Origin of the sequence: Paraburkholderia saeva (genome assembly GCF_907164555.1) — a bacterium.
Lineage (GTDB): Bacteria > Pseudomonadota > Gammaproteobacteria > Burkholderiales > Burkholderiaceae > Paraburkholderia > Paraburkholderia saeva.
The window spans coordinates 87,628-108,902 of the sequence record NZ_CAJQZC010000014.1; the positions used below are offsets into that span (position 1 = coordinate 87,628).

At 63.3% G+C, this 21,275-nt stretch carries 20 protein-coding genes; 10 read left to right on the plus strand and 10 right to left on the minus strand.

Going from position 1 to position 21,275, the window contains the following annotated elements; genetic code table 11:
* Positions 1-79: 79 nt before the first annotated feature.
* Entirely contained in the window at positions 80-1,147 is a 1,068-nt protein-coding gene (gene ygfZ, locus LPA36_RS26785) for a CAF17-like 4Fe-4S cluster assembly/insertion protein YgfZ (protein WP_228883355.1), read from the plus strand.
* A gap of 75 nt (positions 1,148-1,222) precedes the next feature.
* Complete coding sequence (locus LPA36_RS26790) at positions 1,223-2,044, plus strand: NRDE family protein (RefSeq protein ID WP_228883357.1); 822 nt, start codon at positions 1,223-1,225, stop codon at positions 2,042-2,044.
* Positions 2,045-2,064: 20 nt separating this feature from the next.
* On the opposite strand, the gene LPA36_RS26795 is transcribed toward LPA36_RS26790, so the two are convergent.
* Positions 2,065-3,045, minus strand: coding sequence for an alpha/beta hydrolase (locus tag LPA36_RS26795; protein ID WP_228883359.1), 981 nt, complete (start codon positions 3,043-3,045; stop codon positions 2,065-2,067).
* Positions 3,046-3,650: 605 nt separating this feature from the next.
* Here LPA36_RS26795 and LPA36_RS26800 point away from each other — a divergent pair.
* Together LPA36_RS26800 and LPA36_RS26805 are read left to right on the plus strand one after the other, a co-directional pair.
* Entirely contained in the window at positions 3,651-4,268 is a 618-nt protein-coding gene (locus tag LPA36_RS26800; protein ID WP_228883361.1) for a T6SS immunity protein Tli3 family protein, read from the plus strand.
* Positions 4,265-6,259 (plus strand): T6SS effector phospholipase Tle3 domain-containing protein, encoded by a 1,995-nt coding sequence (locus tag LPA36_RS26805; RefSeq protein ID WP_228883363.1) that lies wholly within the window; start codon positions 4,265-4,267, stop codon positions 6,257-6,259. The genes LPA36_RS26800 and LPA36_RS26805 overlap by 4 nt, the downstream gene beginning before the upstream one ends.
* Before the next feature lie 150 nt (positions 6,260-6,409).
* On the opposite strand, the gene LPA36_RS26810 is transcribed toward LPA36_RS26805, so the two are convergent.
* The 5 genes from LPA36_RS26810 to LPA36_RS26830 all read right to left on the minus strand — a co-directional run bounded on the left by LPA36_RS26810 (position 6,410) and on the right by LPA36_RS26830 (position 10,392).
* Positions 6,410-7,282, minus strand: a complete 873-nt coding sequence (locus LPA36_RS26810; protein ID WP_228883365.1) for an SDR family oxidoreductase — start codon at positions 7,280-7,282, stop codon at positions 6,410-6,412.
* A gap of 96 nt (positions 7,283-7,378) precedes the next feature.
* Positions 7,379-8,377, minus strand: coding sequence for an NADP-dependent oxidoreductase (locus LPA36_RS26815; protein WP_228883367.1), 999 nt, complete (start codon positions 8,375-8,377; stop codon positions 7,379-7,381).
* Between the two features lie 63 nt (positions 8,378-8,440).
* A complete protein-coding gene (locus LPA36_RS26820; protein ID WP_407674338.1) occupies positions 8,441-8,938 on the minus strand; it encodes a PaaI family thioesterase in 498 nt (165 codons plus the stop codon).
* A gap of 9 nt (positions 8,939-8,947) precedes the next feature.
* A complete protein-coding gene (locus tag LPA36_RS26825) occupies positions 8,948-9,250 on the minus strand; it encodes a Dabb family protein (protein ID WP_228883369.1) in 303 nt (100 codons plus the stop codon).
* A 116-nt stretch (positions 9,251-9,366) separates the two neighbouring features.
* Positions 9,367-10,392: a glycosyltransferase family 2 protein gene (locus LPA36_RS26830; RefSeq protein WP_228883371.1), complete on the minus strand. Its 1,026-nt coding sequence runs from the start codon at positions 10,390-10,392 to the stop codon at positions 9,367-9,369.
* 329 nt (positions 10,393-10,721) lie between these two features.
* Between LPA36_RS26830 and LPA36_RS26835 the strand changes: the two genes are divergently transcribed.
* A complete protein-coding gene (locus LPA36_RS26835; protein WP_407674341.1) occupies positions 10,722-11,207 on the plus strand; it encodes an LEA type 2 family protein in 486 nt (161 codons plus the stop codon).
* A 51-nt stretch (positions 11,208-11,258) separates the two neighbouring features.
* Here LPA36_RS26835 and LPA36_RS26840 read toward each other — a convergent pair whose 3' ends face one another.
* From LPA36_RS26840 to LPA36_RS26855, 4 genes are all read right to left on the minus strand, one after another.
* Positions 11,259-12,437: an acetyl-CoA C-acyltransferase gene (locus LPA36_RS26840; RefSeq protein WP_228883374.1), complete on the minus strand. Its 1,179-nt coding sequence runs from the start codon at positions 12,435-12,437 to the stop codon at positions 11,259-11,261.
* Positions 12,438-12,508: 71 nt separating this feature from the next.
* Positions 12,509-13,135 (minus strand): bifunctional nicotinamidase/pyrazinamidase, encoded by a 627-nt coding sequence (gene pncA, locus LPA36_RS26845; protein ID WP_228883376.1) that lies wholly within the window; start codon positions 13,133-13,135, stop codon positions 12,509-12,511.
* A gap of 34 nt (positions 13,136-13,169) precedes the next feature.
* Entirely contained in the window at positions 13,170-15,254 is a 2,085-nt protein-coding gene (locus tag LPA36_RS26850; RefSeq protein WP_228883377.1) for a 3-hydroxyacyl-CoA dehydrogenase NAD-binding domain-containing protein, read from the minus strand.
* Positions 15,255-15,460: 206 nt separating this feature from the next.
* Complete coding sequence (locus LPA36_RS26855) at positions 15,461-17,140, minus strand: 3-(methylthio)propionyl-CoA ligase (protein ID WP_228883379.1); 1,680 nt, start codon at positions 17,138-17,140, stop codon at positions 15,461-15,463.
* 129 nt (positions 17,141-17,269) lie between these two features.
* Between LPA36_RS26855 and LPA36_RS26860 the strand changes: the two genes are divergently transcribed.
* From LPA36_RS26860 to LPA36_RS26880, 5 genes are all read left to right on the plus strand, one after another.
* The gene (locus LPA36_RS26860) at positions 17,270-18,826 is read left to right on the plus strand and encodes a protein adenylyltransferase SelO (RefSeq protein WP_228883385.1); all 1,557 of its coding nucleotides are present in this window, start codon (positions 17,270-17,272) and stop codon (positions 18,824-18,826) included.
* Positions 18,827-18,944: 118 nt separating this feature from the next.
* Positions 18,945-19,373 (plus strand): peptide-methionine (R)-S-oxide reductase MsrB, encoded by a 429-nt coding sequence (msrB, locus tag LPA36_RS26865; protein ID WP_228883388.1) that lies wholly within the window; start codon positions 18,945-18,947, stop codon positions 19,371-19,373.
* 199 nt (positions 19,374-19,572) lie between these two features.
* Positions 19,573-20,103 carry a septation protein A gene (locus LPA36_RS26870; RefSeq protein WP_228883390.1) on the plus strand — a complete coding sequence of 177 codons (531 nt, stop codon included), beginning with the start codon at positions 19,573-19,575 and terminating at the stop codon, positions 20,101-20,103.
* Between the two features lie 3 nt (positions 20,104-20,106).
* Entirely contained in the window at positions 20,107-20,421 is a 315-nt protein-coding gene (locus LPA36_RS26875) for a BolA family protein (protein WP_228883392.1), read from the plus strand.
* A gap of 10 nt (positions 20,422-20,431) precedes the next feature.
* Complete coding sequence (locus LPA36_RS26880; protein WP_228883393.1) at positions 20,432-21,217, plus strand: peptidylprolyl isomerase; 786 nt, start codon at positions 20,432-20,434, stop codon at positions 21,215-21,217.
* The last annotated feature ends 58 nt before the right edge of the window (positions 21,218-21,275 follow it).

The window sequence follows — 21,275 nt, forward strand, 5'->3', positions numbered from 1 at the left end:
GCGAAACGTGGCTGGGGTGAAGCCCATATAATACTTGCTTGCCTAAGCTAAAGTCAGAATTGACTTCGACCGCGAACCCATGACTGCACCGCTCGATTCCGCGCCAGCCGCGCCCGTAACGGCGTCTGCCGCTTCTTCCACATCGCCCGCGTCCGTTCAGTTTCCGCGCCCCGATGCGGCTGACTTCGACGCCGTGCTCACGCGTGGCGCCTTCATGCCTCTCACGCAGTTCGGCGTGATCGATGCCAACGGCGACGACGCCGCCACGTTCCTGCACAGCCAGCTCACCAGCGACACCCAGCATCTCGACGCCGCGAACGCGCGCCTGTCGGGCTATTGCTCGCCGAAAGGCCGGCTACTGGCGTCGTTCCTGACATGGCGTTGCGGCGAAACCGTGCGTCTCCTGGTTTCGCGCGATATCCAGGCGGCCGTGCAGAAGCGGCTCTCGATGTTTATCCTGCGCGCGAAGGCGAAGCTCACCGACGCCACGCTTGAACTCGCCGTGATCGGTCTTGCGGGCGACGTGCGCCCGGCGCTCTCGCACATTTTCGACGCGATTCCCGACGGTGTGCACGTGAAGGTCGACGGCCCGGTGGGCTCGCTCATTCACGTGCCGGACGCAGCCGGCCGCCTGCGCTACCTGTGGGTCGGTCCGAAAGCCGAAGTCGAGGCACGCCTGCCCGCGCTTGAGGCGAAGCTCGCACGCGTGTCGCCGGCCGTGTGGGACTGGCTCGATATCCGTGCCGGCGAGCCGCGCATCACGCAACCGGTGGTCGAGCAGTTCGTGCCGCAGATGGTCAATTTCGACGTGCTTGGCGGCGTCAATTTCCGCAAGGGCTGCTATCCGGGACAGGAAGTCGTCGCGCGCAGCCAGTATCGCGGCACGATCAAGCGCCGTACGTCGCTCGCCAATGTTGCGGGCGAACTGGCCACCGTCGCGCCGGGCGCGGAGCTCTTCCATTCGGACGATCCGGGCCAGCCATGCGGCATGGTGGTCAACGCGGCATCGGCGCCTGAAGGCGGCGTCGATGTGCTGATCGAGATCAAGCTCGCCGCACTCGAAGGCGGATCGGTGCACCTCGGTGCCGCCGACGGCCCCGCATTGACGATCCTGCCCCTGCCGTATTCGCTGCCGACCGAGGTCTGACGCGTTGGCCGCGCGCATCCGGCCGGCTTCGACTTCGGTTGAGGTCTCACGGCACACGTTCAGGGCGGCACACCGATGTGCCTGATCGTCTTCGACTGGCGCCCGCAGGCATCGACGGGCGCACTCTTCACGCTTGCGGCAAATCGCGACGAATTCCTGCGCCGCACCGCCGATCCGATGCAATGGTGGGCGGATGCGCCCGAATTGCTGGCGGGACGCGACCTCGTCGGCGGCGGCACGTGGCTTGGCATCACGCGCGACGGCCGGTTCGCCGCACTCACGAACTATCGCGCGCCGCACGAAATGCGCCCCGATGCGCCCACACGCGGCACGCTCGTCAGCGACTGGCTGTCCAGCGCGCCCGGCGAGCGTGGCACGCCGCTGGATTACCTGCAGCAGGTCGCACGCACTGGCGAGATCTACAACGGCTTCAACCTGCTCATCGGCGATTTTGCGCGGCGCGAGCTGGGCTGGTACTGCAATCGTTCGAGTGCCGCGCCCGTGCTGCTCGAAGCCGGCACGCACGGCATTTCGAACGCGGTGCTCGATACCCGCTGGCCGAAACTCGTGAAGAAGCGCGCGGAACTCGCGGCGTTCGTGCAGGACGGCCAGATACCGGCGCTTGCGCAGCTGATCGGGATGATGCGCGACCCGCGCCTCGCCCGCGATGACGAGTTGCCTTCGACGGGCATTCCGCTGGAACGCGAACGCGCGCTGTCGGCCGCGTTTATCGACACGCCGGAATACGGCACGCGCGGGACGACGGCGCTGCGGGTGAGCGTCGCCGGCAATACGCTGTCGGTCGAAGCCGCCGAGCGCAGCGACGACAACGGCTCACACCGTGTGACGCGGCCTGGCGATTTCGAGCGCACCTACACGTTCGACGCCACGGCCTGAATCGCCCCCGCGAGCGTCAGTCAGTCGTCCACGCCGAACGCCGCACGCAGCGCCGCGGCCGCATCGGCGTGCGCTTCGGCCACGTCGGGCACGAAGCCGCCCATCTTGAAGAATTCGTGGATCATGCCCGCGTACGTTTTCAGCGTGACGGTGTTGCCTGCCGCGCGCAGTTTATCGGCATAGGCCGCGCCTTCGTCGCTGAGCGGATCGTATTGCGCGGTCGCGATCCATGCGGGCGCGACGCCATGAAAATCCGGACCCGTGTGTGAATCGCCGTAGCCCTCGTGTCCGTCGAGCGGCGCGAAGCGCCAGTCGTCGCGATCGGCAGGGTCGCGTACGTACTGCTCGAAAAACCACTGGATCGTTTCGCCCGAAAGCAGGAAGCCGCTCGCGAGTCGTGCATGCGACGCAGTCTGCTGATGACCGGTTGTGCCTGGATAGATCAGAAGTTGCAGCGCGAGCCGGATGCCGGCGTCGCGGGCCAGCACGGCGCTCACGGTCGCGAGCGTGCCCCCCGCGCTGTCGCCGCCGACAGCCAGCCGTTGCGGATCGACGCCATACACCGCCGCGTTGGCATAAAGCCACGTGAGCGCATCGAACGCATCGTTCGCCGCGGTCGGAAAACGGTATTCAGGCGCGAGCCGGTAATCGACCGACATCACGACGCATCGCCCGTCGCGCGCGAACATGCGGCACAGCGCGTCGTGCGTATCGACGCTGCCCACGGTAAAGCCGCCGCCGTGAAAATAGACGAACGCCGGCGCGGGTTCGGCCCAGACCGGCTCGACCGGATAATAGAGACGCGCGCGGATCGATGCGCCGTCGCGCACCGGCACGGCGATATCCTCGACGCTGAACATCGGCGCCCTGTCGATCTCGAGAATCGGCGCGCTGCGCTCGTAGGCGGCGCGCGCCTGCTGCGGCGTCAGCGTGTGATATTCGGGGCGTTTCGCCTTCGCGATCATCTCAAGCACCTGCTTGATCTTCGGATTCAGCGGCATGGGGCGTCAACGCGGCACGGGTGCGCCGCTCGCAGGAAATGAGCGCCGTATGATGCCATGAAGCTGTGGCCTGAGACTTTAGCGTGACGCCTCGGACTTCACTTCGGGCTTCACCTGGCGTTAAGCCAGGCTAAGCCCCAAAACCTGCCATAAGCATCGAGGTTATCAACGGGCGGCGGATCTACGCCGAGCGAGCGTACAAGGCGCACGATTTCGATCGATGTTTCATAACTTGCTGGACGCTGTTGCCCGACGAGCTTGAATGGGCCAAGGCGCAAATCGCGTGGCGAACAGCAGCGGCGAGGCCTGCTGACGCTGCTCAAGGTCTTCCGGCAAGCGCATCATCCCCCCGCTCGACGGCAGCCCAGCGGTCATTGTCGATCACATCCGCGCAGCCGGGAACCTGCCCGCCGAGGCGCAGTTCGGGTACAACACCGGCGCATCGCCGACACTGCTTCGGTATGCATGATCCGGATCATGGCTTCATCCCGTGCGCTACACGTATCCTGCGCGGACACGCCTGCGAGTGAAGCCAGGTCGCGGCGCCCTGCGTGCTCGCGTGGCGGACGACGTGCGCTTCATCGTAATAACCTGGAAAACAACGAATGACATTGATGCGTGCCGCTCTCGTTTTTGCCCTGTTGCTTCTGGCCGGATGCGGGACACCGCCCCCCTATGTGCAATATCCCGGCCCGGTCGCGGATCCGCAAGTCGTCTACCGGATTGACGACAGCCGATATTTCGAACTGGTGCCGCAACAGGCCGCCGCATGCGTCGAAGGCACGTTGACTTACGTCGATCAGCAGCAGGGCATCCGGTCTGCCGTGTTTCACTGGACGGGCCGTGATTACCGGACGATCCCCGACGACGGTTTCGTCATCGATGCGGCCAACACCCGTTACCTGATTGGACCGTGGAAACGCTTTCCGTATAGCTGCCAGTCCGGCGGCGGCGGATGCGTCGACCGCCTGCCCTATTCGACCGACAGCGGCCGAACCTGGCAGTTCACAACGCCCATTTCGGACGGCAATGGACTCTACGCAATTGGCGACGACATATATGTCGTGTTCGACGAGCACGACGCTTCGGTGGCGGAACTGACAAAGCCGCTAACGACTTTCTCCGACTGGACGCGCTTTGATGTTGCCGCGCATCCGTTACAACGAATCGCCAAAGCCCCCCTCGATAACCGCTTTCACTGCACACCCAACGGAAAAGAATGATGAGCAATCTCAGTACCCTGATGCCTGTGAGCCCGGACATGGGCAAAGCCTACTGGAAGCAAAGCCGTTTCGAACGAAGCGAAATCGACGAAGAAAAGCGGCTCATCACGCACCACATGATTGTGCCGTCCATCATGCCCGGCACAATCATTTTCGTGCACGGCGTGAACTCTGAAGGCGAATGGTATGCCAAGGCGGAGGAACAATTCTGCAAGGGCTTGAACCTGCGACTTGGGCGTAGCGATTTAGCGCGCAGTGAATACAACCCGACGACCAGGCGGTTTTACCGCGCGCGCGAAAACAATGAGCTATTTGCAAGCCCGGTGATCCCTTTCTACTGGGGCTACAAACTGCAACCCGGCGACGAGCAACGCTACCCCGGCATCTACCATCGCGACGACAAGGCATGGGGCGGCGGACCGTTCCAGAACGGAACCAACAACCTGTTGCAGTTCTGGCAGGACGGCTTCAGGCGCCACCTTTTAGGCGGGGTCGTCGATCTGCAGGCGTTGAATCCGGAAATCTCCCGTCAATTGCAGGACGCCCCGCCACGGGGCTACTACGTGCATGCGGCGAAACGGCTGGCCAACCTGATCGATACCATCCGTTCGGATTTTCCGAACGAGCCGATCAATGTGATCGCGCATAGCCAGGGAACGATGATCACCCTGTGCGCAATGCTGTATGTGCAGAAGCGTCCACCGGACACGGTGATTCTCAACAGCTCGCCCTACAGTTTCGATACCAAAGTGACGGATTATCTGTCGGCGGCGAACGGTGACGCCGACGTGCAAACCGCCGACGCACGCAGGAACACGTTCTGGTCGATCAGCAAGAAACTCACTGAAGCCCGAACGCAGTATCCCGAGAAAGACAAGTATGACCACGAGTGCGGCTGGGAAGGCGTCAACGGTATAACCACGCTGCACGTACACGTAGATCCAGGTCATCCGCAGGCGAACAGTCATGTCGGCGGATTGGTAGACGATCAGCCGTGGCATGAGCACGAACATAGCGGACGCGACAACCGGGGAAAACTGTTCGTGAACTTCAACCCGGCAGACCGGGTGATCGGCGTATCGGCCGTCGCGGGTATCGGCTGGCAAGGTATCCCCAGCAAAATCCTGAATGAAACTTCACCGATGTTCGCCAACGTATATCAGCGCGTCTTCGCCCGTAATACGACGGTCGGGGACCGGAGCAACTACTGGTTCAATTTTTTCAACCTCACGACGTTGCGCCAGCAGGTCGAATCGCGCGCTGGCGGAGTGACGACAGGCTACGGGGCGCCACTCCAGACGCAGGGCACTTACCTGCAAACCTTCGACGGCAAACCATCGCGAGATTTCTGGATGCCCGCGAGTCCCAGCGTTGCAGGCGTAGTCCCGGAACTGGCCACTCCGACCGACAGTCAACGCGTGTGGATTAACGCACCAGTGGTGCCCGACCCGGTCAGGCTCGGCAGCGATTTCCAGGAAATGTCGATCCGCTTCGACGGCGTTGGACTGCAGGACAACGGTGCGCAGGCGCACGATTTCAGCGACTTCAGGCAGTTTTACCAGCCGGTCGACGTGACGGAAAAGGATGTGTGCGGGCAGGCCGTCACGCGCAAGGAAACGCCGGAAGAAGTCGCTGCCCGCATGGCAAAGTATGGTCAACAACAGATCGCGCAAACCAACCACGGCCAGATCCTGGAATACGATGGCAACGTTAGCCACGTGCTCGCCTATGACATTACCGTTGGCTTCGGCCACGCTTTCGGTGATCCAGCCTACTGGAACTACCTCAAGGACATGGCGGACTGGAAGATAAGCGATCCTTATTACAAAACGGGCCAGTTGCCGGACATCGGCGGCTATCCGAACGGACTGGATACCGGAACGAACAAGGAGCAGCGTGAGCAGCAGGCGCGCTGGCGGGAAATGTGGGACAAGAAAGCGCCTGCGGCACCCTCCGATGATGCAGCGAGCGGATTTTTGCGCTCGCGGTGAATGCGAAAGCTGCCAGTACGGACACGCTCAGCCGACATGCCGCTTTTCAACGAGTCGGCACATCGGCCAGCCGGAACGTACCCAAATGTACATGGCGGAGAACACCGCCTCAATTTCACCCGTTGGTCGTTGTATGACAGGTTTTTGGACCTATCCTGGCTCAACCCCCACTTCAGGCTTCAGCGACAACGGATCGGTCGGGTTGCGCTGCTGCTCGATATCTTCGTGACGCAGACGCACGGAGTCGAGAATGCCCGGGTGCGTGAGGATGTAGAAGCGTCCTTCGGCGATGGCTTCGAACGTGAGATCGGCGACTTCGGCCGCTGTCCGTTTGCCGGACTGCACCGCCCGATGCAACTGCTTGCCGGCAGCGAGTTGCGAGCGCGTGGGCGCTGCGTCGTTGCGCAACGTCTCGGGGCGCGCGCGCTCCGCATCGGCGATACCGGTCGGCACGAACGCAGGACACAGCAGCGAGCATCCAACCTGTCCGCCCGCGAGCCGGAGGTCGTGATAGAGCGTCTCCGTCAGCGAAACGACCGCATGCTTCGATGCGTTGTAGACGCCCATCGCTGGCGGCGACAGCAGCCCCGCGACCGAAGCCGTGTTGACAATATGCGCCGGCTCATCCTGGCGCAGCATGATCGGGGTGAACACGCGCACACCGTGCGCGACGCCCATCACGTTGACGTTGAAGACCCACGCCCAGTCGTTCGCACTGCTTTCCCACAGAAAGCCGCCCGCGCCGACACCCGCATTGTTGAACAGGAGATGCACCTTGCCGAACGCATCGAGCGCGGCCATCGCGAGCGCTTCGATCTGCGAAGGATCGGACACGTCCGTGGGCACGCCGATCGCATCGGCGCCTTCGGCGCGCAGCGCATCGACGGTTGGCGCGAGCGCATTTGCATCGACATCGGCAAGCACGAGTTTCATGCCGAGCGTCGCGCCCTTCTGCGCAAACGCGCGGCCAAAACCGCTCGCCGCACCCGTGATCACCGCGACTCTTCCATCGAACTGGAACATCGTGTCTCCTCGCTTTCTTATCGTATGGACCCGCGTCGCAGCAGAGCGCCTCACGCTCCAGTCGACCTGGAACGCGGACGATCTGCCCATGCGACGTCAGATCAGCTTGACGAGCTGCTTGCCGAAGTTCTTGCCCTTCAGCACCCCGAGGAACGCTTCCGGTGCATTCTCGATTCCCTGCGCGATGCTCTCGCGATACTGCAGCTTCTTCGTCGCGACGAGCGTGCCGAGCTGCTTCAGCGCTTCCGGCCACACGTCCATATGTTCGCTGACGATAAAGCCCTGCACGAGCAGCCGCTGCGTGAGCATCAGCGCCGGGTGTTTGAGCGGCAGCGGCGCGCCGTCGTAACCGGCGATCATCCCGCACAGCGCGATGCGCCCGAACGCGTTCATGCGTGCGAGCGTCACGTCGAGCACTTCACCGCCGACGTTTTCGAAGTAACCGTCGACGCCATCCGGCGTGACCGCCTTCAGGTCCTTGTACAGATTGCCGGCCTTGTAATCGACGCACGCATCGAAGCCCAGCGTTTCGACAACATAGCGGCACTTCTCCTCGCCGCCCGCAATGCCGATCGCGCGACAACCCGCAAGCTTCGCAAGTTGCCCGACGACGGTGCCTACCGCCCCGCTCGCCGCGCTGACGACAACCGTTTCGCCCGCCTTCGGCGCGATGATCCGGTTGAGCCCGTACCATGCGGTCACGCCCGGCATGCCCACCGGCCCGAGATACGCGGAAAGCGGCACGTGCGTGGTATCGACTTTCTGGATGCCCTTACCGTCCGAGGTGCCGAATTCCTGCCAGCCGAACATGCCGACGACCTTGTCGCCCGCCGCGAACTTCGCATTGTTCGACTCCACCACCTCGCCGACCGTACCGCCGATCATCACTTCATCCAGCGGTTGCGGCTGCGCGTACGACTTGCTGTCGTTCATGCGGCCGCGCATATACGGATCCAGCGACAGGTAGTGATTGCGCACGCGCACTTCGCCATCCGCGAGCAGTTTCAGCGGCGTTTCGACGAGCCGGAAATTGTCCACCGACGCCGCGCCCTGCGGCCGTGACGCAAGCAGGATCTGACGATTGACTTCAGTCATGAGGAATGTCTCCGTAATGTGTAGGTGGCGCCGTGCCTGAACCTGCAGAATGCAACGCCCTGCTCAGCCGTCGCTTGGACCGGGTGTTGCCGTCGGATCGCTGCGCATGCGCTGCTGCTTCACGTCGCGGCCCACCGCGAGACGGCGCATGTACTTGAACGTACCGAGTGCTTTCGCGACGAAGTGACCTTCCGTGTCGCGGATTTCGCCTTCGCAGTAGGCCATCGTGGTCGAGCGGTGCAGCACGCGGCCGGTGGCGCGCAGTTCACCGCGACCCGGCTGCATGAAATTCACCTTCATCTCGACGGTGACGACGCCCACGCCGTCGCCGGCCACGCTGCGCGCGGCCATTGCCAGCGCCACGTCAGCGAGCGTCATGGTGACGCCGCCGTGCGCGACGTCCCACGTGTTCAGCAATTGCGGTTGCAGCGGCAGCACGACTTCGCTCACGCCGTCCACGGCCGAGACCAGCTTCGCGCCGAGATGATCGACGAACGGGCTTTCGATCACCGGCATGGCCTGCGCCGGCGTTTCCGTGCCGGGTTTGCGCGCTTCAGTCATCGTGCTGTCTTACACGACGAAATCGACGGCTTGACGTGCTTCGCGCACCGCGCCGACGAAGCCCTTCAGCGCTTCGTGCTTCGGGTGAATCTGATAGGCGTCGAGTGCGGCCTTGTCGGCGAAATCGGAGATGAGCACGACGTCATAGGACGATTCGAGGCCCGGCGTCGCGATACCGACTTCAAGGTGCAGGATGCCCGGCACGATATCGCGGCAGCCTTCGAGTTTTTCCTTGAGTTTCAGCGCGTTTTCTTCGCGGCTTGCGCCTTCGGCGGATTCCTTCAGCTTCCACATCACGATATGACGGATCACGGTTTCACCTTGCCTGAGTTGAAACCATCAAGCCTATCAAAATAACGGCCTGTCCTGGTCGCAATCTCGCGTGACCGCGGCATGAAAAACGCCTGAAAAACCCGTAAAAACGAAGGTCATTCGATACTGACGCGAAAAACCGTGGCATGCACGTCTTTCAGCAGCGCGCGATGTCCGAGGCCGCCGTGGTTCAGCGGACGATACGCCCCGGACACGAGCAGCCGGGCGATGGTGCCCGCGCGGCGGACCGTCGAGGTGGCCGCGCCGTACAGATCGGCGCGACGGCGGAGGCGCTCGCCGAGCGCGTGGTAGTACGTCGCGGCGGCCGCCGCGCGCTCGCGAACGGGCAGCGGCGCATCGCGCGAGACGTTGCGCATCTTGCCGGCGCGCCCGAACGCGGCGTTCGCCATGCGCCGGTAATGCGTGGCGCCCGCTACCTTCGCCATTTTGACCTTGTCGCCGACGTCGCGATCCGGCGCGACGCCGCAGGCGTTCGCGCCGTGCTGACGGTACAGTACGAGCGCGTCGTCGATCGCCGAGATCTTGCCAAGCGAGGTGGCGACGAACCAGGCCCACGTGTCGTGTGACATCGGAAAGCCCGGGTCGATCGGATGCTCGGGACGCTCGCGCCAGTCGATGAAATCGTAAATCGAGCGCCGCACGACCGTCGACATGCCGAACAGCACGTACCACGGGTTCGTCGTCAACGGATCGTAGACGCCGCGATACGACCAGTGGCCCGCCGTATTGTCCTCGCGCTCGTTCAGATCGCCGTCGACCACTTTCACGCCATGTACGACCAGCATGACGTCCGGGTCCGCGAATTCACGCGCGACGCGTTCGAGCTTGTTGTCGGTCCAGACGTCGTCCTGGTCGCAGAACGCGATGAAATCGCCCTCGCACAGCGAGATCGCCTTGAAAAAATTCGCGTGAAAGCCGAGACGTTCCGTATTGCGCACGACGCGCACCGGAAACGGCACGCGATGAGCGAATTCAAGCGCGATGTCGGCAGTGCCGCTGTCGGGACTGTCGTCGGTGATGACGAGTTCGTACGGCAGGAGAGTCTGGCGAGCGATGCTGTCCAGCTGCTCGCGCAGAAAGCGTTCACCCTTGTAGGCGGCCATCGCGATCGAAATTTTCATGGCGGGTCCATTGCGTAAGGGTCGAATGGAAAGGCGGGAACACAGTTCCTCCACTTTGATGCCTGCCAGCCTAGCAGGCCGTCCCTGAACGTAATTCCGCAGAAACTAAAAAATAATTCAGCGGTGCGCCGAAGCGGGAAAAACGCCACGAAATGCGGCGAGCGACGCTCAGGACCCGGAATGTTTAACCGGTCAACGATGGGTTGTACGGGCGCAATGTAAAAACTCAAGCAACAGCCGAATCGATACGCAAGGGCTTTGCACATGGGCTGGCCCGGTACAACCGGTATGCCGATCCGGCCGACTCTGGAGGTCCTGCCGTGCCATCCATCTACGCGGTAAAGTCCACCCGTTTTTTTCTGGCCGTCGTGCTGTTCGCGTTGGTGATGACGGTGATGACGGGCTGTGCAAACCTGACGGGCCACGAAGACATGCGCGTGAACGTCGTGGGGATCGAGCCGCTCGACAGCCAGGGGCTGGAGCTACGCTTTAACGTCAAGCTGCGCCTGCAGAATCCGAACGATACTGCCACCGGTTTCGATGGAATTTCACTCGACCTCACCGTGAACGGCCAGCCGTTTGCAAGCGGCGTGAGCGACCAGACCGGTACCGTGCCGCGTTTCGGCGAAATGGTTGTAAGCGTGCCAGTGACAATTCCGGCGTTCTCTGCGGCTCGCCAGGTGATCGCGTTTGCGAACCGCACATCATCCGGCGATCTGCCCTATGTGCTGCGCGGCAGGCTGGCGGGCGGCCTCTTCGGCGGCACCCGCTTCACCGATCAGGGCACGCTGCCATTTCCCGGCCTCGGCCCTTGAGTCAATCACGAACGACGGCGCAAACCTGCGCCGTCAATCCGCTTCACTGCATCAAACGACTTCGAACAGGCCGGCCGCACCCTGCCCGCCGCCAATACACATCGTCACGACAACGAGCTTCGCGCCGCGGCGCTTGCCTTCGATCAGCGCGTGCCCCGTGAGACGCGCACCCGACACACCGTACGGGTGACCCACCGCGATCGCCCCGCCGTTGACGTTCAGGCGGTCCATCGGAATGCCGAGCGTGTCGGCGCAGTACAGCACCTGCACCGCGAACGCTTCGTTCAGTTCCCACAGGTCGATGTCCTCGACCTTGAGGCCGGCCTGCTTCAGCAGTTTCGGCACCGCGAACACCGGGCCGATGCCCATTTCGTCCGGCTCACAGCCGGCCACCGCGAAGCCGCGGAAAATACCGAGCGGCTGCAGCCCTTCGCGTTCTGCGACCTGCGCGTTCATCACTACACACGCCGACGCGCCATCGGAAAACTGGCTCGCGTTACCGGCCGTGATCACGCCGCCCGGCATCGCAGTGCGGATCTTCGAGACGCCTTCGAGCGTCGTGTCGGCGCGAATGCCTTCGTCGGAAGAAACCGTGACTTCCTTCGTGTACATGCGGCCTGTTGCCTTGTCGGCGACGCCCGCGAGCACTGTCATCGGCACGATTTCGTCCTTGAAGCGGCCGGCTTCGAGTGCGGCCGCGGCGCGTTGCTGCGACTGCACGCCGTATGCGTCCTGACGTTCTTTCGAAATTGAATAACGCTTCGCGACGTTTTCAGCCGTCTGCAGCATCGACCAGTAAATTTCCGGCTTGTTCTTGCTGAGCCAGCCTTCAGCCAGCATGTGGCTGTTCATTTCGTTCTGCACGCACGAGATGGATTCCACACCACCCGCGACGAACACATCGCCTTCGCCCGCGATCACACGTTGCGCGGCGAGTGCGATCGTCTGCAGACCCGACGAGCAGAAGCGGTTCACCGTCATGCCCGGCACGCTGACCGGCAGGCCGGCGCGCAGCGCAATCTGGCGGGCAATGTTGGCGCCCGTCGCGCCTTCGGGGTTGGCGCAGCCCATGATCACGTCCTCGACGCGGTCGGGGTCGATCTTCGCGCGCTCGACCGCGGCCTGCGTTGCGTGGCCGCCGAGCGTCGCGCCGTGCGTCATGTTGAAACCGCCACGCCACGATTTGGCAAGACCCGTGCGGGCGGTCGATACGATTACGGCGTCAGTCATGCAAGTCTCCTGCTTCCAGTGTTTGTTTGCGGTTCGCGCGGCCGTGCCGGTTCATGTCGAAGAACCCGGCATCAGGCGAGCAGCGAGGCGCTCTGCACGCGGCTCACGCCCGCGTTCCGCAGATCGCGCCAGGCGGCGTCGAGCGAACCATTCAGATCGATTGCGCGGCATGCGTCCTCGATCACCGCGACGTCGAATCCGGCGGCACGCGCATCGAGTGCGGACCACGCGACGCAGTAATCCGTCGCGAGGCCGCAGCACCACACGCGCTTCACGCCCGTGTCGCGCAGATAACCCGCGAGACCGGTCGGCGTCGTGCGATCGGCTTCGAGAAAGGCCGAATAGCTGTCGACGTCGACGTGATGTCCCTTGCGAATGACGAGCCGCGCGTGCGGCACATCGAGATCGCGATGGAGTGCCGCGCCCGGCGTGTTCTGCACGCAGTGCACCGGCCAAAGCACCTGTTCGCCATACCGCAGCGTCATCATCTCGAACGGTGTGCGGCCCGCGTGATTCGCGGCGAACGACACGTGTGAGGCGGGATGCCAGTCCTGCGTCAGCACGACGTGACTGAACGCGCGGGCGAGCCGGTTCACCACCGGCACGACCTCGTCTCCACGCGCGACGGCAAGTGCGCCGCCAGGCATGAAATCGTTCTGCACATCGACGACGAGCAGCACTTCATCCGCGCCTTTCATCCCGTTCTCCGCCTCTTCGCTTCAAGTCCCGCTTTCAGTCATTAAACCCGCGACCCTTTGCGGCGAGCTCGACCAGGTTCGGCGCGATCTGCCACGCATCGCCGTTCGGGCGCGACGCGTAGCGGCGAATCGCGCGCTCGACGTTGTAGAGACCGACGGTGTCCGCGTACAGCATCGGGCCGCCGCGCCACAGCGGGAAGCCGTAACCCGTCAGATACACCATGTCGATGTCCGACGCCTTCGACGCAATGCCTTCTTCGAGAATCTTCGCGCCTTCGTTCGCGAGCGCGAACACCAGACGTTCGACGATTTCCTCGTCGCTGATCTTGCGACGCTCGGCGCCCACGTCCTTCGAGAACGCGACGATCATTTCCTCGACGAGCTTCGACGGATGCGCGGTGCGGTCGCCCGCCTTGTAGTCGTACCAGCCGCCGCCCGTCTTCTGGCCAAAGCGCCCGGTTTCGCACAGGCGGTCGGCGATCTTCGAGTAGTGCATCTCAGGATGTTCCTGATAGCGACGCTTGCGGATCGCCCAGCCGATATCGTTGCCGGCCAGATCGCTCATGCGGAACGGGCCCATCGCGAAGCCGAACTTCTCGATTGCGCGGTCGACCTGTGCGGGCAGCGCGCCTTCTTCGAGCATGAAAAGCGCCTGACGGATGTACTGTTCGATCATCCGGTTGCCGATGAAACCATCGCATACGCCCGAGACTACAGCGGTCTTTTTGATCTTCTTCGCGATCTTCATGACGGTGGCGAGCACATCTTTCGACGTCTCCTTGCCGCGCACGACTTCAAGCAGCTTCATCACGTTGGCCGGGCTGAAGAAATGCATGCCGACCACGTCCTGCGGACGCTTTGTGAACGCAGCGATCCTGTCCAGATCGAGCGTCGACGTGTTCGATGCGAGAATCGCACCCTTCTTTGCCACTTCGTCGAGACGTTTGAACACCTGCTCTTTCACGCCGAGTTCCTCGAACACCGCTTCGATGATCAGGTCGGCGTTGCCGAGGTCTTCGTACGACAGTGTCGGCGTGATCAGCGCGATGCGCTGTTCGAGCGCCTCCGGCGTGAGCTTGCCCTTCTTGACGGTGCCTTCGTAGTTCTTGCGGATCGTCGCGACGCCACGGTCCAGCGCTTCCTGTTTCGTTTCGAGCAGCGTGACGGGCACACCCGCGTTGACGAAGTTCATCGCGATGCCGCCGCCCATCGTGCCCGCGCCGATCACGGCAACCTGGCGGATCTCGCGGGCCGGCGTATCGGAAGGCACGTCGGGAATCTTGCTCGCAGCACGTTCGCCGAAGAACGCGTGACGCAGCGCGCGGCTTTCCGGCGTCTGCACGAGCGACATAAAGCACTCGCGCTCGAACGCAAGGCCCTTGTCGAAACCGTTCTTCACGCCTGCTTCGACGGCGTCGATACATTTGTGCGGCGCAGGGAAATTCTTCGCGACGCCCGCGACGCCGTTGCGCACGAACTGGATGAAGCCTTCGGCATTCGGATGCTCGATCTTGCGATCGCGCACACGCGGATGCGGGCCGGCCTGCGCGCCAACCTTACGTGCGAACGCAAGCGCGGCCTCGAGCAGATCGCCTTCGACGATTTCATCGAAGAGCCCCGTGCCCGCGAGCTTTTCCGACATGACGGGCGCACCCGACACGATCATGTTCAGCGCGGCTTCGAGACCGATTGCACGCGGCAGACGCTGCGTGCCGCCCGCGCCCGGCAGAATGCCGAGCTTCACTTCGGGCAGCGCGATCTGCGCGCCGGGCGCGGCGACGCGGTAATGCGTGCCGAGCGCGAGTTCCAGACCGCCGCCCATCGCGACACTGTGAATCGCGGCGACGACCGGCTTCGTGCTGCCTTCGACGACCTGGATGGCGGTCGCGAGCGTCGGTTCCTGGGTCGCTTTCGGGGTGTTGAATTCGGTGATATCCGCGCCGCCGGAAAACGCCTTGCCGGCGCCCGTCAGCACGATCGCGGTAACGGACGCGTCGTTCTGCGCGCGCTCGATGCCTTCGACGATGCCGGCCCGTGTCGAGAGACCGAGACCGTTGACGGGGGGATTGTTGAGCGTGATGACGGCGACGCCGTCACGGGTTGTGTAATCCACTGCCATGTGCCTGCCTCCATGCGCCTGGCTGCGCGAAAATAGCCTGCCGGCTCATTGTCCGACGTTCGTCGAACTCATTGTCCGATATTCCAGGATCAGGAGCAGAATACACAAAAAAGCACGCTCGTTCAATTTATTGCGACACCGGGTTTGCCCTGGCGGGCCCGCATTGCGGGCTCGTTTGAACACGTTCGGGCTACCGGCGTCCGATGTCAGGACGGTTCCGGAAATGGGCAATCCGGGACGTCGACGGCGGTGGGCAGGATGTGCGTGCGGAACTGTTCCCGCAGCTTGAGCTTCTGGAGTTTGCCGGTCGCGGTATGCGGCAGTTCGTCGACGAACGCGACGTCGTCGGGGATCCACCACTTCGCGACCTTGCCTTCGTAGAACGCGAGCAGTTCTTCGCGCGTCACATCCATGCCCGGTCGCTTCACGATCACCAGCAACGGTCGCTCGGTCCACTTCGGATGCGCACAGGCGATGCACGCCGCCTCGGCCACCGCCGGATGCGCGATCGCGACGTTCTCCACGTCGATCGAGCTGATCCACTCGCCGCCCGACTTGATCACGTCCTTGCTGCGGTCGGTGATGTGCAGAAAGCCGTCGGGGTCGATCGTCGCGACGTCGCCGGTGGGAAACCAGCCGTCGATCAGCGGCGACTCCTCTTTCTGGAAGTAGCGCTGGATCACCCACGGCCCGCGCACATGCAGGTCGCCGAACGCCACGCCATCCCACGGCAGATCTTTTCCGTCCGCGCCGACGATCTTCATGTCGACGCCAAACATCACGTGGCCCTGCTTTTCGCGCAGCCGGCGCTGCTCTTCCGGCGGCCGCTGCGACTGCTCCCACGTGAGCTTCGCAAGCGTTCCGAGCGGCGACATCTCCGTCATGCCCCACGCGTGGATCACCTCGATGCCGTATTCGTCCTCGAAGACACGCAGCATCGCCGGGGGGCACGCCGAGCCGCCGATCACCGTGCGCTTTAACGTCGTGAAGCGCACCTTCGCGTCCTTCAGATGGCAGAGCAGCCCGAGCCACACGGTCGGCACGCCGGCCGAATACGTGACGCCTTCGGCTTCCATCAGTTCGTAAAGCGACTTGCCGTCCAGGTCCTTGCCGGGAAACACGATCTTCGCGCCCGTGAGCGGCGCGGCGTGCGGAATGCCCCACGCGTTCACATGGAACATCGGTACGACAGGCAGCACGGAATCGCGCGCGGAGAGGCTCATTGCATCCGGCAGCGAGGCGCCGAACGCATGCAGCACCGTCGAGCGGTGCGAGTACAGCGCGCCCTTCGGATTGCCGGTCGTGCCGGACGTGTAGCAGAGATACGAGGCCTGGCTTTCCTCGATGCGCGGCCAGTCGAACGCGCCGTCCTGAGCGGCGATCAGCGTTTCATAGCTGAGGAGCGGCACGGGCAGCGCAGTCTGCATCTTCGGCAGATGGGCTTCGTCGGTGAGCGCGATCCAGCCGCGTACATGCGGGCACTGCGGTGCGAGGATGTCGACGAGCGGCGCAAACGTGGTGTCAAAGAGCACGTAGCGATCCTGCGCGTCATTGATGATCCAGGCGATCTGGTCCGGGAAAAGCCGCGGGTTGATCGTATGGCACACCGCGCCGAAACCGGCGACGCCGTAATACGCCTCGAGATGCCGGTAGCCATTCCATGCAAGCGTGCCGATGCGCTCGCCTGGCGCGACGCCGAGCGCGATCAGCGCCTGCGCCAGCTGCTTCGCACGCTTCTCGCAGTCGCGATACGTATAGCGGTGGATGTCGCCCTCGATACGGCGCGAGACGATCTCCGTTGCGCCGAAGTGTCGCGCAGCATGCGCGATCAACGACGACACAGTGAGCGGCACATCCATCATCTGTCCCAGCAGAGGCGTTGTCATCGCTATTGTCTCCTCGCCATGTTCCTGAACCGGGTGCAGCCCGGATGCGTCCCGCGGGCTGCTCTGGCGGCCCTCCTGCAGGCCCGCGGGTGCGGACTTACAATATCGGTTAAACATGAGGCGCTCAATATGTCGTTTTCCCCAAGCAATGCCGGTCTGTCGGAGTCAATGTCGGCATTGGCCGGCACAATCGGCAGCCAGCGCGCAGGCTCGTTTGCGCAGCTCGGCACCACGTTCCTGACCCGACTGCCGGCGGCGCCGCTGCCCGCGCCCTATGTCGTCGGGTTTTCCGCTGAAACCGCCGCACAGCTCGGCTTCGATCCTTCAATCGCTTACGACCCGACGTTCGCCGAATTCTTCTCGGGCAACACGACGCGCGACTGGCCCGCGCAGGCGCTGCCGTACGCAACCGTCTATTCGGGCCACCAGTTCGGCGTCTGGGCGGGCCAGCTGGGCGATGGCCGTGCGCTCGGTCTCGGCGAGGTCGAGCACAACGGCAGGCGTCTCGAGCTGCAACTGAAAGGCGGCGGCCGCACGCCGTATTCACGTATGGGCGATGGGCGCGCCGTGTTGCGCTCGTCGATCCGCGAATATCTGTGTTCGGAGGCGATGCATCATCTCGGCATTCCGACAACGCGCGCGCTGTGCGTGATCGGCTCCGATCAGCCCGTGCGACGCGAGGAAGTGGAAACCGCCGCGGTCGTCACGCGGGTGGCGCCGAGCTTCGTGCGCTTTGGGCACTTCGAGCATTTCTATTCGAACGACCGCGTCGACGCGTTGCGCTCGCTCGCCGATCACGTCATCGAGCGGTTCTATCCCGCGTTAAAGGATGCCGACGATCCGTATCTCGCGCTGCTCGGCGAAGCGGTCCGCTCAACGGCCGACCTGATGGTGGAATGGCAGGCCGTCGGTTTTTGCCACGGCGTGATGAACACCGACAACATGTCGATTCTGGGTCTCACGATCGACTACGGCCCGTTCGGTTTCATGGATGCATTCGACGCGAATTACATCTGCAATCACTCCGATAACCAGGGCCGCTACGCATACCGGATGCAGCCGCAGATCGCGTACTGGAACCTCTTCTGTCTCGCGCAGGGACTGCTGCCGCTCCTCGGCGACCGGTACGAAGACAATGAGCGCGGCGAGCGCGCGGTGAAGGACGCGCAGCACGTGCTCGAAGGCTTCAAGGAACGTTTCGCGCCGGCGCTCGAGCGCCGCATGCGCGCCAAGCTCGGCCTCGAAACTGAACAGTCCGGCGACGACCAGCTCGCCAACAGCCTCTTTGAAATCATGCACGCGAACCGTGCGGACTTCACGCTGACGTTCCGCAATCTCGCGCGCATGTCGAAACTTGACGCGAGCGGCGACGCGCCCGTGCGCGATCTGTTCCTCGATCGCGCGGCGTTCGACGCATGGGCCGCCGGCTACCGCACACGTCTCGCGCTGGAAACGCGTGATGACGCGTCGCGCGCCATTGCAATGAACCGGGTCAACCCCAAATTCGTACTTCGCAATCACCTCGCGGAAACCGCGATCCGCAAGGCGAAGGAAAAGGATTTCTCCGAAGTCGAGCGACTGGCGGCCGTGCTGCGTCATCCGTTCGACGAGCAACCTGAAAACGAAGCGTACGCGACGCTCCCGCCCGACTGGGCGAGCTCGCTCGAGGTCAGCTGCTCGTCGTGAGTCTTACCGCCTGTGACTTCCTGACAGTTTCATCATCAATTGTTCCGTCATGCTGAACCGCTTGCATCAGTTCCTTTCGCGTGAGCGATCAGGCCCCTCCTATCGACAGGACCCGACCATGAATACAGACGACTTCAAGACCGGCACGCCCGACACCCCCGCCGTACAGAAGGACGACGCCACCTGGCGCGAGCAGCTTTCGGAAACCCAGTACAGGGTGACGCGCCAGGCCGCCACCGAGCGGCCGTTCACCGGCGAATACTGGGATCATTTCGACCACGGTATCTATGACTGCGTCTGCTGCGGCACACCGCTCTTCGAATCAGCGACGAAGTTCGACGCCGGTTGCGGCTGGCCGAGCTACTTCAAGCCGATCAACGGCGAAGTGATCGCCGAGAAAACGGACCGCTCGCACGGCATGCTGCGCATCGAAGTGCAGTGCAAGAACTGCGGCGCCCATCTCGGTCACGTATTCGAGGACGGTCCCGCGCCGACGGGCCTTCGGTACTGCATCAATTCGGCTGCGCTACAATTCGAGCCCAAGTAACGCAGGCCGGGCGCGGCCGGATTCTGGCGGCCTCAGGCCGCCGGTGTACCGGCACCGCATCCGGACTGCGCCGCCGGGCCCGTCGAGCCGGCTGCCGGCCCCTGTCGCCGGCGCGGATCTGGCGCGCGGTGCGCGCGCCTGTCCCGCCGCGCACCGGCCCCCATTGAGCGCATCACTCTCGCGGATTCCCGACCCGATAATGAAATTCCTGTTCGACCTGTTCCCGATCATCCTGTTTTTTGTCGCGTTCAAGATCTGGGGCATCTTCACAGCGACGGCGGTCGCCATCGTCGCGACGCTCGTGCAGATCGCGTTCGTCGCCTTCCGGCATCGCAAGGTCGATCCGATGCTGTGGGTAAGCCTTGGCGTCGTCACCGTGTTCGGCGGCGCGACGCTCGTGCTGCACAACGACACGTTCATCAAGTGGAAGCCGACCGTCCTGTACTGGGCGTTTTCGGTCGCGCTCGTCATCTCGCAGCTCGCGTTCAACAAGAACCTGATCGAAGCGATGATGGGCAAGCAGATCACATTGCCGCATCGCGTGTGGGCGCAGCTCAATTATGTGTGGGCGGTCTTCTTCGTGCTGCTCGGCATCGTCAACCTGTTCGTCGCGTACAACTTTTCCACCGACGCGTGGGTCAACTTCAAGCTGTTCGGTGCGACGGGTCTGCTCGTGGTGTTCATCGTCGGCCAGAGCCTGTGGCTCGCCAAATACATGAAAGAGGAATGAACGATGAGCGCTGACGTCTTCCTCAACGCCACCACCGCCGAGCGCGCCGCGCTCATCGAGAGGCGCCTTCTGGCAGCGCTCGCGCCTGTCGTCTCGATCGACGTGCGTGACGACAGCGCAGAGCACGCCGGTCACGCCGGCGCCGCTGCCGGTGGTCATTTCAGTGTCACGATCGTCGCCGCCGCATTCGCCGGCAAGCCCCGCGTGGCAAGGCATCGACTGGTGTATGATGCGCTGGCCGATGGCATGCAGCGCGGCATCCACGCACTCGCAATCACGGCTTATACGCCCGAAGAATTCGACTTGTTGCCCCGTTAGGAACCTTCTGATGACCTTGAAGAAAACCCGCTCGTGGGTGTTGCTGGCTGCGTTTGCGGCCGCGCCTGCGTTCGCACAGAACATCGCCGTCGTGAACGGCACGCCGATCCCGAAAGCACGCGCCGATGCGCTGATCGAACAGCTCGTCCATCAGGGCCAGCAGGACACGCCGCAGCTTCAGATGGCGGTGCGCGAAGAACTCGTGAACCGCGAAATCCTGATGCAGGAAGCGGCACGCCGCGGCATCCCGAATCATCCCGACGTGAAGGCGCAGATCGCCGTCGCACAGCAGACCGTCGTGCTGCGCGCACTGATCGAAGACTTCGTGAAGAAGAACGCCCCGACAGACGCCGAAGTGAAAGCGCGCTATGACGAACTGATCAAGGGCGCGGGCCCGGGCGGCAAGGAATATCACCTGCACCACATCCTCGTCGAAGACGAACAGCAGGCGAAGGATCTGATCGCGAAGATCAAGGCCGGCGCAAGCTTCGAAGATCTGGCGAAGCAGTACTCGAAGGACCCGGGATCGGGCAAGAACGGCGGCGACCTCGACTGGTCGGACCCGAAGGCTTACGTGCCGGAATTCGCCGATGCGGCCACGAAGCTGCAGAAAGGCCAGATGACCGACACGCCGGTCCATACGCAATTCGGCTGGCACATCATCCGTCTCGACGACACGCGTGCGGTCGCCCCGCCGCCGTTCGACCAGGTGAAGGCGCAGATCGCCCAGCAGATGCAGCAGGAAAAACTGCAGGCATTCGAAGAAGGCCTGCGCAAGAACGCGAAGATCCAGTAAGCGTTTTGGCTTCCAGAACGACAATGCCGCCCGAGGGCGGCATTGTCGTTTCCGGGTC